The following is an 11,529-nucleotide window of genomic DNA, read 5'->3' as shown; positions in this document are numbered from 1 at the left end:
TGCGTTCCGGAGAAGAATTTAATACGGCCAAGCTTTTTAGCGAAAAACATCTCGCAAAAGCTTGACCGTGAACAGAGTATCTACAGGTTTGTGTCGTCCTGTGGGCGCCGCAAGAACTGTAGGAGCGAGGCTTGCCCGCGAAGGCCGCGCCTCGATCTCAATGCGCCTCGCCAGCCTTCAACCCCTCGGGTAGTTTCCGGGTCAGCAACACCGCCAGCATGCTGATTCCCAGCGCAATCCCGACAAAGTGAAACGCATCGTTGTACGCCATGATCGACGCCTGCTGATGGGCGATCTCACTGAGCTTGCCCAGCGCCGCAGCCTCGCTGCCAAACCGGTCTGTCAGTGACGCCAACCGCTCCGCCACTTGCGGGTTGGTCGGCACTATCGCCTCGCGCAAGTAATCAAAATAGGTCTTGGTCCGGGCATCCAGCAGCGTGGCGAGGAGGGCGATGCCAATGGCCCCGCCGAGATTGCGCAGGATATTGAACAGGCTCGACGCGGACCCGGCGTCCTGCGGAAGAATGTAGGCAGTGGCGATCAGCGAAATGGTGACCATGATCAATGGCTGGCCCAGGGCGCGGATGATCTGGATCTGATTGAACTGCGGCCCGGCGAAATCCGGATTCAATACGCCTGAAGAGAAGCTCGCCAGTCCGAACAAACCGAAACCCAGCGTGCACAGCCATTTCGGCGAGACGTATTTCATCAGCTTGGGCACCAGCGGAATCAGAAACAGTTGCGGCACACCCATCCACATGATCACTTCACCGATCTGCAGCGCGTTGTAGTTCTGGATCTGCGCCAGGTAAAGCGGCAACAGGTAGATCGAGCCATACAGGCCGACCCCCATCCCGATACTGGAAATGCTCGATAAGCCGAAATTGCGATTGCCGAGGATACCGAGGTTGATCAGCGGATTGGGTTTGGAAAACTGCACGATCACAAAGGTGATCAGACTGATCAGGGCGATGCTGCCCAGCGTCACGATCAGATCCGACTCAAGCCAGTCCTTGCGATGGCCTTCTTCCAGAAACACCTGCAGACAGCCCAGTCCCACACCCAGTGTGACAATGCCGGCGTAGTCGGTGCTTTTCAGCAGTTCCCAATGCGCTTCTTTCTTTTCCAGGCCGTACATCAAGCCGGCAATCATGATCAGTCCGGGCGGAATGTTGATGTAGAAGATGTATTCCCAACCCCAATTCTCTGTCAGCCAACCGCCAAGCGTCGGGCCGATGGAGGGCGCGAAGGTGGCGGTCATGGCGAACATGGCCATGCCTTTGGCGCGGTGATGCTCCGGGAGTTTGATCAGTGTGAGAGTGAAGGCCAGCGGAATCAGCGCGCCACCGGTGAACCCCTGCAGGGCGCGGAAGACAATCATGCTTTCCAGGCTCCACGCCATGGAGCACAGCAGGGAAGCGACCAGGAAACCGAGGGACACCCACACCGCCAGACGCCGCGCCGAAAGCAACTGCACGAGCCAGGCGGTGAGCGGGATCATGATGATTTCCGCCACCAGGTACGAGGTGGAAATCCACGAGCCTTCTTCCAGGGTGGCCGACAGTGCACCCTGAATGTCCTTGAGCGATGAGTTGGTGATCTGGATGTCCAGCACCGCCATGAACGCGCCGAGCATCACGCTCATCACCGCAATCCAGTCCCGCCGCGTCGGTTCCCCGACCGGGCGGATCAGTTGATCACCGGCCATCGTCAGCGGCGTCTTTGCTGCTCAAGCTGGCGCTGACGTGTTCCGGGGTGTCCTTGATGTTCACCTTGGCGGTGACCGACATGCCCGGGCGAATCTTGCCGCGCAGCGGATTGTCGACGGCGAACGTCAGCTTGACCGGGATCCGCTGTACGACTTTGGTGAAGTTGCCCGTGGCATTGTCCGGTGGCAACAGGCTGAACTGTGCGCCCGAGGCCGCGAACAGGCTGTCGACCCGCGCTTCGATCGGCGTGTCACCGTAGGCATCGAAGATCAGTTCGGCTTTCTGCCCGGGCTGCATGTGGCCAATCTGGGTTTCCTTGAAATTGGCCTGAATCCAGATGTCTTCATCCGGCACGATCGACAGCAGGTAGGCGCCGGCCTGCACATATTGACCATTGCGCGCGGCGCGCTGGCCGATCAGGCCGCTGATGGGTGCGTGAATGCCGCTGCGGGTCAGGTTCAGTTCGGCCTGGGCCAGGTCGGTCCTGGCGTTGGCGATCTGTGCGTCGAGGCGTTTGATTTCGGCGTTCAGTGCGTTGATCTGCTGGCGCTGACCCTGGGCGTCCGCTTGGGCCTTGGCCAGTTGCGAGCGGGCAATGTGGTTGTCGGCGGAGAGGGTAGTCACGCGCTCTTCCGAGACATAACCCGGTTTGCGCAAGGTTTCGGCGCGGTTCAGGTCAATCTGCGAGCGGCCGAGGCTGGCTTGGCTGGAGGCGACTTGCGCATCGCTGGCGGCGATCAGGCTGGCTTGCTGGGTCAGCTTGCTCTGGGCTTGCAGGCGTTCGGCTTGCCGGGTGGCGAGGGTCGCGTTGGCGCGGTCGACAGCGAGGCGGAAGTCATCGCCTTCGAGGCGGATCAGTAGTTGGCCTTTCTCGACGTGCTGGTTGTCCTGCACCAGCACTTGATCGATGCGCGCGCCCAATTGGCTCGACACACGGGTGATTTCGCCCTGCACATAGGCGTTGTCAGTGCTTTCATAAAACCGTCCCTTGAAGAACCACTGGGCAAAGAAACCCCCGGCAATCAGCAGGACGATCAGCAGGAAAATGGAAAGGCGACGCTTGAGTTGGGCAGGCATGGGGCAAACTGTAGTCGAGAATATGTAAGAAAAGTTATCAGCAGGTGAATCTGGCATACAGCCGATAAACGGTAAATGGCGTTGGCTGATATTCGGCCATTCACCGCACCGTACGGGCGTTGTAGTCGCAACCTTGGCTTAAATGCCCTGTTCGCTGGAGCGGGACGGGTGTCGCCTGTTACCATTCGCCCTTTGTTTGATCTTCTTTTCGAGACTTGCCATGACCACCGTCCGCACGCGCATCGCGCCATCGCCTACCGGGGACCCCCATGTAGGTACCGCTTACATCGCATTGTTCAATTACTGCTTTGCCAAGCAGCATGGCGGTGAGTTCATCCTGCGGATCGAAGACACCGACCAGTTGCGCTCGACCCGCGAGTCCGAACAGCAGATTTTCGACGCCCTGCGCTGGCTGGGGATCGACTGGAGCGAAGGCCCGGACGTCGGCGGCCCGCACGGTCCATACCGGCAAAGCGAGCGCGGTGATATTTATCAGAAGTATTGCCAGCAACTGGTCGACATGGGCCATGCCTTCCCGTGCTTCTGCACCGCCGAAGAGCTGGACCAGATGCGCGCCGAGCAGATGGCGCGTGGCGAAACCCCGCGTTACGACGGCCGTGCACTGTTGCTGTCCAAAGAAGAAGTGGCGCGCCGCCTCGCTGCCGGCGAGCCGCATGTGATCCGCATGAAGGTGCCGAGCGAAGGCGTCTGCGTGGTGCCGGACATGCTGCGTGGCGACGTTGAAATCCCGTGGGACCGCATGGACATGCAGGTCCTGATGAAGACCGACGGCTTGCCGACGTACTTCCTGGCCAACGTGGTCGACGATCACCTGATGGGCATCACCCACGTACTGCGCGGCGAAGAGTGGCTGCCGTCGGCTCCGAAGCTGATCCTGCTTTACGAATACTTCGGCTGGGAACAACCGGAGCTATGCTACATGCCGCTGCTGCGTAACCCGGACAAGAGCAAGCTGTCCAAGCGCAAGAACCCGACCTCGGTGACTTTCTACGAGCGCATGGGCTTCATGCCTGAGGCAATGCTCAACTACCTGGGGCGCATGGGCTGGTCGATGCCTGACGAGCGTGAAAAGTTCTCGTTGCAGGAGATGGTCGACAATTTCGATCTGAAGCGCGTTTCCCTGGGCGGGCCGATTTTCGACATCGAAAAATTGTCGTGGCTAAACGGCCAATGGCTGCGTGACCTGCCGGTGGAAGAGTTCGCCGCGCGCGTGCAGAAGTGGGCATTCAACTCCGAATACATGATGAAGATTGCCCCGCACGTGCAGGGCCGGGTTGAAACCTTCAGTCAGGTCGCACCGCTGGCGGGGTTCTTCTTTGCCGGTGGTGTCAACCCGGATGCCAAACTGTTTGAATCGAAAAAGCTGTCGGGTGATCAGGTTCGGCAGTTGATGCAGTTGATCCTCTGGAAGCTCGAAAGCCTGCGTCAGTGGGAGAAGGACAACATCACCGCGACCATTCAGGCCGTGGTCGAGTCCCTGGAGCTGAAGCTGCGTGACGCCATGCCGCTGATGTTCGCTGCGATTACCGGTCAGGCCAGTTCGGTATCGGTGCTCGATGCGATGGAAATCCTCGGACCTGACCTGACCCGTTTCCGTCTGCGCCAGGCCATTGACCTGCTCGGTGGCGTGTCGAAGAAAGAAAACAAGGAGTGGGAAAAGCTCTTGGGCGCTATTGCCTGATTGCGTTTGACTCTGCAGGGGCTGCCGAAGGCCGCGATCTTTTGATCCCGATCTTCGGCGCTTCCCCCGGATTTTCGGGGGGAGGGCGGTAAGTGGTTGTTATGTCGGCAAAAAATTTTAAATTTTTTGAAAAATAAGTTTGACAGGCTTCCGATACGCCCTTAAGATTCGCCCCGTCCTCAGCGATGACATCAACGATGAGGGGCTATAGCTCAGCTGGGAGAGCGCTTGCATGGCATGCAAGAGGTCGACGGTTCGATCCCGTCTAGCTCCACCAATTTACACTTCAAGGCCTGGCCACACCGGCCTTGAAGCGATCAACACTCAGCGTTGATCAGTTGTATAGAAGGGTTTGCGTCCCCTTCGTCTAGTGGCCTAGGACACCGCCCTTTCACGGCGGTAACAGGGGTTCGAGTCCCCTAGGGGACGCCAGTTTCACAGAAGTGATGTTGAAAGATGTCACTCCGCCGCGAGGCGAAAAATCCGGGGCTATAGCTCAGCTGGGAGAGCGCCTGCATGGCATGCAGGAGGTCAGCGGTTCGATCCCGCTTAGCTCCACCAATTTTACAGTTCAAGGTCTGGCCACACCGGCCTTGAATCGATCAGCTCTCAGCACTGATCAGTTGTATAGAAGGGTTTGTGTCCCCTTCGTCTAGTGGCCTAGGACACCGCCCTTTCACGGCGGTAACAGGGGTTCGAGTCCCCTAGGGGACGCCACGATTACCCGCTCTGCGGGATTTTATAAGGGTCATTCAATTATTGAATGGCCCTTTTGTTTGTCTGGCGTTTGGCCAAATCTCCCCAATTCTTTCAAACTGTTCTTCAGACCAGCGGTCACATCCACCACTTGCAGAATATTATTATGAGAATAATATTCTAATCGTAATATTCGGAGGCAACGATGAACGATAAAAAAGCTCAAACCCGCGAACGCATTCTCAAGGCCGCCAGTGCAGCGCTGATTCAGCGTGGCCCGGCGGAACCGAGCGTGGGTGAAGTGATGGGGGCGGCCGGTCTGACGGTTGGCGGCTTCTATGCGCACTTCGAAAGCAAGGACGCAATGATGCTGGAGGCGTTCAAGCAGTTGCTCGGTCATCGCCGAGGCCTGATTGCCGATATGGATGCCGAATTGACCGGTGAAGAACGTCGCGCGTTGGTGGCGGCGTTTTATCTGTCGCGCAAACACCGGGACTCGTCGGAATCGGCGTGCCCGATCCCGGCGTCCGTCGGTGAGCTGGGGCGACTGCCGGAAGCATTTCGAATCGCCCTGAATGAACACGTGGAAATGATGGTCGCGCAGTTGGCGGCCAGCCCGGAAGACACCGACAAGGCCTTGGCTGATATGGCGTTGATGGTGGGAGGTCTGGCTCTGGCGCGGGCGCTGGGGCCGGGAGAGTTGTCCGATCGTTTACTTCGCGCCGCCAAATCAGCGGTGCTGTGACCTGAAGGCTGCGGCCTGGGGAGAATGCGATGAGCACGTTGAAGTGGGTTCGTGGCGTGAATGGCACCTTGGGTTGGTTTGCACCGAAACTGGTGGCAAGCAAGATGCGACTGGCGTTCATGACGCCAAGGGATTTGCCGCCCCGTGATTGGGAGCTTCCGCTGCTGGCGAGGTCCGAGCGGATTACCTTGCGGTTTGGCCTGTCGGCGTTGCGTTGGGGGCAAGGCCCGGCGGTATTGCTGATGCACGGCTGGGAAGGGCGGCCGACACAGTTCGCCAGTTTGATTACTGCGCTGGTCGACGCCGGTTACTCGGTGGTTGCCCTGGATGGTCCGGCCCACGGTCGCTCACCCGGCAGTGAAGCGAACGTCGTGTTGTTCGCCCGCGCCATGCTGGAAGCGGCCGCCGAGCTGCCGCCGTTGCAGGCCGTCATCGGGCATTCAATGGGCGGCGCCAGTGCCATGCTTGCGGTGCAACTGGGCTTGCGCACCGAAACGCTGGTCACTATTGGCGCTCCGGCTCGCATTCTTGGCGTGTTGCGCGGATTTGCCCGGTATGTGGGCCTGCCGCCCAAAGCCCGTTCGGCGTTTATTCGCCAAGTCGAGAAAGATGTCGGGATGCGCGCTGCGATGCTGGATGTCGCCCACTATCAACTCGACATGCCTGGCCTGATCGTTCACGCCGAAGACGACGACTTTGTCTCGGTCAGGGAGTCGCAGCTGATCCACGAAGCCTGGTTCGACAGTCGCTTGCTGCGCTTGCCGGAGGGCGGTCATCAGCGAGTGCTGGCCGACCCTCGGGTGATTGATGGCGTGTTATCACTGCTGGCCGGTCGCAGCCTGCAATCGCGCCAATCGGCCTGAGCTTCCGTTACACTGCCCCGGTCGAAATAATCTGACCGGGAGTGGGGCATGGGCTGGGATCGGGCAACGCCGTTCATCATTGATTTGCAAGTGGGCGCCGAGGACATTGACGGTTTGGGCCACGCCAATAATGCGGTGTACGTGACCTGGCTCGAACGCTGTGCCTGGCGCCATTCCCAGCGCCTTGGCCTGGATCTGGTCGAATACCGTCGCCTGGATCGGGCCATGGCAGTGGTACGGCACGAAATTGATTACCTGGCTGCCGCCTATGAAGGTGATGAGTTGCAATTGGCGACCTGGATCGTCGATTGGGATCAGCGCCTCAAAATGACCCGGCATTTCCAGCTCAAGCGTCCAAGTGACAATTCGACCTTGTTGCGGGCGCAAACCACCTTCGTCTGCATTGAGCTGTCCAGCGGCAAGCCCAAGCGCATGCCGGCCGAGTTCATCGAAGGCTATGGCCCGGCCTTACAGGTCCTGATTTGACAAGACTGTGTGGCAAGTCTTTCGCTCGATAATCCAGTAAACTGCCGCACGTTTTTTCGTTGAGTGTGTTTTTTCATGCAAATTGCTTTGGCGCCCATGGAGGGGTTGGTCGACGACATCCTGCGCGACGTGCTGACCCGAGTGGGTGGCATCGATTGGTGTGTGACCGAATTCATTCGGGTCAACGATCAGTTGCTCACGCCGGCCTATTTCCACAAGTTCGGCCCAGAGCTGCTCAACGGCGCCCGCACGGCCTCCGGTGTACCGCTGCGTGTGCAACTGCTCGGTTCCGACCCTGTATGCCTGGCGGAAAACGCCGCGCTGGCCTGTGAGCTGGGTTCCGAGGTGATCGACCTGAACTTTGGTTGCCCGGCCAAGACCGTGAACAAATCCCGTGGCGGTGCGGTGCTGCTCAAAGAGCCCGAGCTGCTTAACCGGATCGTCGAGCATGTCCGTCGTGCCGTTCCGGCGCACATTCCTGTTACCGCGAAAATGCGCCTGGGTTTCGACAGCCCGGACGGCTCGCTGGTTTGCGCCACGGCGCTGGCCGAAGGCGGGGCGGAACACATCGTGGTGCATGCCCGGACCAAAGTGGATGGCTACAAGCCGCCAGCGCACTGGGAATGGATTCCGCGGGTGCAGGACGTGGTCAAGGTGCCGGTGTTCGCCAACGGTGATATCTGGAGCGTCGACGACTGGCGCCGTTGCCGCGAAATCAGCGGTGTGGAAGACATCATGCTCGGCCGCGGCCTGGTTTCGCGTCCCGATCTGGCCAGGCAAATCGCCGCCGCACGAGCGGGTGAAGAGGTCGTGGAAATGACCTGGACCGAGCTGTTGCCGTTGATCCAGGATTTCTGGTTGCAAGCCAAGGCGCAGATGACTGCGCGGCAATCGCCTGGCCGCTTGAAGCAATGGCTGGCGATGTTGACGCGCAATTATCCCGAGGCTGTCGAGCTGTTCACGGTGCTGCGGCGTGAGACCGAGCTGGATAACGTATCGCGTTTGCTGGGTCTGCCGGTGGCCGAAGCGGCCTGAAGCTCTTTATTAAAAAAGCAGAAAATGCGCTCTTGAAAAGCAATCAGTGGTCCCTATGTATGGGTTACGCGATGCCGAATTCGGGTCGCGGAGACACAAAACCTTGCTGATTGTTTTCAGGAGATTTGAATCATGACTACTGCATTTTCCCTGGCGCCTCTGTTCCGTTCCTCGGTAGGCTTCGACCGTTTCAACGACCTGTTTGAAACCGCCCTGCGTAACGAGCCAGGCAGCAGCTATCCACCCTACAATGTGGAAAAACACGGCGACGACCAATACCGCATCGTCGTGGCCGCGGCGGGTTTCCAGGAAGAAGACCTGGAGTTGCAAGTCGAGAAGGGTGTGCTGACCATCAGTGGCGGCAAACGTGACGGCAACGAAGGCGTGACCTTCCTGCACCAAGGCATCGCCCAGCGGGCCTTCAAATTGTCGTTCCGTCTGGCGGACCACATCGAGATCAAATCCGCTGGCCTGAGCAACGGTCTGTTGAGCATCGACTTGCTGCGGGTAGTGCCAGAAGAGGCGAAAGCCAAGCGTATCCCGATCAACGGGACGCAAAAACCGGCTCTGCAACACTAATCCAGAGCAACAGGAAAGGGCGCCAACGGCGCCCTTTTTACTGCCTGCAATTTAACGTTGGCCCTTGACTGCCGCTGCTTCGATTCCACGGGGATGGCGCGACGAAAACAGCAAGCCGCCAGCGATCTGCCAGATCAGCGCAAACGCGCCGACCAGAAACACGACATCGCCGAACGTACGCACCCACCGCAGGGTTTGCAGCAGGTCTTGCTGCATGAACGCTTCGCTTCGGGCGTACCACAGCCCTTGGCTGGCGCTGGCGTAAAACTGCAGGATGCCAATCGGCAACAGGCTGGTAACGATCATCAGCATCAGCCCGCCGTTGAGCCACCAGAAACCGGTGTTCATCAGTCGGTCATTGAACTGCAGGTTAGGTCGCAGATAGCGCAGGATCAGCAGGCTGAAGCCCAGTGCCAACGAGCCATAAACCCCGAACAACGCCGCATGGGCATGCAGCGGCGTGGTGTTCAGGCCCTGAATGTAATACAGCGCAATCGGCGGGTTGATCAGGAAGCCGAACACCCCGGCACCGAGCATGTTCCAGAACGCGGTGGCGATGAAGAACTGCAACGGCCAGCGCAGCCGGGCCATCCACGGCGCGCGTTCCTTCAGGCGCCAGTTTTCCCAGGCTTCATGTCCGAGCAGAATCAGCGGTACCACTTCCAGGGCGCTGAAGGTTGCGCCGACCGCCATCACCGGCGTAGTGGTCCCGGCGAAGTAGATGTGGTGGAAAGTCCCGGGTACACCGCCGAGCATGAACAGCGAGGCCGAGCCGAGAGTGGCGCTGGTGGCCAGGCGTTTCGAGACCAGTCCCATGCTGGTGAAAATGAAGGCCAGGGCGGTGGTGGCGAACACTTCGAAGAAGCCTTCGACCCACAGGTGCACGACCCACCAGCGCCAGTACTCCATGACCGACAGATGGGTGCGCTCACCATAGAACAGGCCAGCGCCATAGAACAGACCGATCGCCACCACCGACGCGGCCAGCAGAGCCAACAGGTTTTTATCGCCCGGCTGACGCAAGGCGGGCACCATTGCGCGCAACATCAGCACCAGCCAGAACACGATCCCGGCGAACTTGGCGATTTGCCACAGACGGCCCAGATCAACGTATTCGTAACCCTGGTGCCCCAGCCAGAAGCTCCATTGCGCCGGCATCAATTGGGCGATGGCGAGGAAGTTGCCGGCATAGGAACCCACGACCACCATTACCAGCGCCCAAAACAGCACATCCACTCCGAGCTTCTGCCATTTGGGGTCTTTGCCGCCATTGATGAACGGCGCCAGAAACAGCCCCGCCGCGAGGAAACCAGTGGCGATCCAGAACATAGCACTTTGCAAATGCCAGGTTCGGGTCAGTGAGTACGGAAACCATTTCGACAGCGGCAGTCCGTAGAAATCCTGGCCTTCGACTGTGTAGTGCGCGGTCGCGCCACCCATCAGCACCTGAAAACCGAACAGCGCTCCGACCAGCAACAGGTATTTGCCCAGGGCTTTTTGCGAAGGCGTGAGTCTGATCAGGCTCAGCGGGTCCTGGGCCGGGACCTTGGGTTGGCCTTCGTCGTGGTTGCGCAAAAACGCCCAGCCCCAGACCAGAAAACCGATACCCGCCAGCAGTACGACGATGCTGACGATGGACCAGACCATGTTTTCGGCGGTCGGGTGGTTGTCGATCAGCGGCTCGTGGGGCCAGTTGTTGGTGAATGTCGCGCTTTGGCCTTCGCGCTCGGTGGCGGCAGCCCAGGCCGTCCAGAAGAAAAAGCGCGTGAGCTGCTGGCGCCGGGCGCTATCGGGCAGGGTGTTTTCTTTCATGGCAAAGCTTTCGCGGCTGTGATGCAGCGCCGGGTCATTGCCGAAAAGGGCATGGTAATACTCGGCGGTGTGCGCGATGGCCTGGATGCGGCGATCGCTGAGCACCAGTGTGCCGTCAACCAGTCGATTGCCGCGGTATTCGCGTTTGAGTTGATGACGCAGCAGGGCCTGCTGATCATCATCGATTTGCTGGTAAGGCTTGCCATAATTCTGCTGCGCCGCCAGGTCGAGCCAGGTGAGCAGTTCGCGGTGCAGCCAGTCGGCGGTCCAGTCCGGCGCCTGATAGGCACCATGGCCCCAGATCGAACCCAGCTGCATGCCACCGATGCCCTGCCAGGCCGTCTGGCCGTCGAGGATGTCGCTGGCACGAAACAGGGTTTTGCCCTCGACGCTTTGTACAGTTTCCGGGATCGGTGGCGCCTGCCGGTAAATCTCGTGGCCGAACCAGCCGAGCAGGCAGAAGGTCACGCCGAGGACGCCAATCAGCGACCACCATAATTTGCGGTATTCACCCATGGAGCACCTTTATGTCAAAAAAAAGCGCCCGCATAACGAGTATGCGGGCGCAGAAAACCCGGCCGTGTGATCGGGAAGAGACGCCGGGGTGTTGCTTCGGGAAAATGATCGGTTGTCGCGATCATTTGACTAGCGGTGCAGGACGTTTGTCCGCGGACCGAATGCGTGGGATCAATGTACGGCGCACACCGGTGCGGCGTCTCTCCTACACAGGTTCAGTGGGGTGATGTATTGGTTTTAACCATTCATACAGAGGTATGAAAGCGTGCAGAGCACTGTAGGAGCATGGCTTGCCCGCGATGACACCCA

General features: G+C 59.3%; 9 protein-coding genes and 4 tRNA genes. 10 read left to right on the top strand and 3 right to left on the bottom strand.

Translation table 11 applies throughout. From position 1 onward, the window contains the following. Window positions 1-157 precede the first annotated feature (157 nt). Window positions 158-1,648, bottom strand: a complete 1,491-nt coding sequence (locus tag D8U73_RS18630) for an MDR family MFS transporter (protein WP_177336562.1) — start codon at window positions 1,646-1,648, stop codon at window positions 158-160. A gap of 49 nt (window positions 1,649-1,697) precedes the next feature. Continuing rightward, a complete protein-coding gene (locus D8U73_RS18625) occupies window positions 1,698-2,786 on the bottom strand; it encodes an HlyD family secretion protein (protein WP_130905379.1) in 1,089 nt (362 codons plus the stop codon). A 220-nt stretch (window positions 2,787-3,006) separates the two neighbouring features. Between D8U73_RS18625 and gltX the strand changes: the two genes are divergently transcribed. The 10 genes from gltX (at window position 3,007) to D8U73_RS18575 (ending at window position 8,892) form a co-directional block, all read left to right on the top strand. Then, complete coding sequence (gene gltX, locus D8U73_RS18620) at window positions 3,007-4,488, top strand: glutamate--tRNA ligase (protein ID WP_056853721.1); 1,482 nt, start codon at window positions 3,007-3,009, stop codon at window positions 4,486-4,488. Window positions 4,489-4,689: 201 nt separating this feature from the next. Next, window positions 4,690-4,765, top strand: a tRNA-Ala gene (locus tag D8U73_RS18615). 79 nt (window positions 4,766-4,844) lie between these two features. Then, window positions 4,845-4,920, top strand: a tRNA-Glu gene (locus tag D8U73_RS18610). Window positions 4,921-4,973: 53 nt separating this feature from the next. Continuing rightward, window positions 4,974-5,049, top strand: a tRNA-Ala gene (locus D8U73_RS18605). 80 nt (window positions 5,050-5,129) lie between these two features. Beyond that, a tRNA-Glu gene (locus D8U73_RS18600) sits at window positions 5,130-5,205 on the top strand. Between the two features lie 184 nt (window positions 5,206-5,389). Next, the gene (locus tag D8U73_RS18595) at window positions 5,390-5,929 is read left to right on the top strand and encodes a TetR/AcrR family transcriptional regulator (RefSeq protein WP_056853720.1); all 540 of its coding nucleotides are present in this window, start codon (window positions 5,390-5,392) and stop codon (window positions 5,927-5,929) included. A 29-nt stretch (window positions 5,930-5,958) separates the two neighbouring features. Further along, on the top strand, window positions 5,959-6,792 hold the full coding sequence (locus D8U73_RS18590; protein WP_056853719.1) for an alpha/beta hydrolase: 834 nt from the start codon (window positions 5,959-5,961) through the stop codon (window positions 6,790-6,792). A 48-nt stretch (window positions 6,793-6,840) separates the two neighbouring features. Continuing rightward, window positions 6,841-7,278, top strand: a complete 438-nt coding sequence (locus D8U73_RS18585) for a thioesterase family protein (RefSeq protein ID WP_056853718.1) — start codon at window positions 6,841-6,843, stop codon at window positions 7,276-7,278. Between the two features lie 75 nt (window positions 7,279-7,353). Next, complete coding sequence (locus D8U73_RS18580) at window positions 7,354-8,313, top strand: tRNA-dihydrouridine synthase (RefSeq protein ID WP_130905378.1); 960 nt, start codon at window positions 7,354-7,356, stop codon at window positions 8,311-8,313. A 132-nt stretch (window positions 8,314-8,445) separates the two neighbouring features. After that, window positions 8,446-8,892, top strand: a complete 447-nt coding sequence (locus D8U73_RS18575; RefSeq protein WP_056853716.1) for an Hsp20 family protein — start codon at window positions 8,446-8,448, stop codon at window positions 8,890-8,892. A 51-nt stretch (window positions 8,893-8,943) separates the two neighbouring features. On the opposite strand, the gene D8U73_RS18570 is transcribed toward D8U73_RS18575, so the two are convergent. Further along, complete coding sequence (locus tag D8U73_RS18570; protein ID WP_130905377.1) at window positions 8,944-11,220, bottom strand: nitric-oxide reductase large subunit; 2,277 nt, start codon at window positions 11,218-11,220, stop codon at window positions 8,944-8,946. Window positions 11,221-11,529: the final 309 nt, after the last annotated feature.

It is taken from the genome of Pseudomonas sp. Sample_22 (genome assembly GCF_004307635.1).
Classification (GTDB): Bacteria; Pseudomonadota; Gammaproteobacteria; order Pseudomonadales; family Pseudomonadaceae; genus Aquipseudomonas.
The sequence above is the reverse complement of the archived record's forward strand: the minus strand, read 5'-3'. Positions and strand labels throughout refer to the sequence as shown.

What these genes read in the sequence shown, in the direction of transcription:
- D8U73_RS18570 (WP_130905377.1), bottom strand. Translation starts at nt 11,220, where the DNA reads ATGGGTGAATACCGCAAATTATGGTGGTCGCTGATTGGCGTCCTCGGC.
- D8U73_RS18625 (WP_130905379.1), bottom strand. Translation starts at nt 2,786, where the DNA reads ATGCCTGCCCAACTCAAGCGTCGCCTTTCCATTTTCCTGCTGATCGTC.
- D8U73_RS18585 (WP_056853718.1), top strand. Translation starts at nt 6,841, where the DNA reads ATGGGCTGGGATCGGGCAACGCCGTTCATCATTGATTTGCAAGTGGGC.
- D8U73_RS18580 (WP_130905378.1), top strand. Translation starts at nt 7,354, where the DNA reads ATGCAAATTGCTTTGGCGCCCATGGAGGGGTTGGTCGACGACATCCTG.
- D8U73_RS18590 (WP_056853719.1), top strand. Translation starts at nt 5,959, where the DNA reads ATGAGCACGTTGAAGTGGGTTCGTGGCGTGAATGGCACCTTGGGTTGG.
- gltX (WP_056853721.1), top strand. Translation starts at nt 3,007, where the DNA reads ATGACCACCGTCCGCACGCGCATCGCGCCATCGCCTACCGGGGACCCC.
- D8U73_RS18595 (WP_056853720.1), top strand. Translation starts at nt 5,390, where the DNA reads ATGAACGATAAAAAAGCTCAAACCCGCGAACGCATTCTCAAGGCCGCC.
- D8U73_RS18575 (WP_056853716.1), top strand. Translation starts at nt 8,446, where the DNA reads ATGACTACTGCATTTTCCCTGGCGCCTCTGTTCCGTTCCTCGGTAGGC.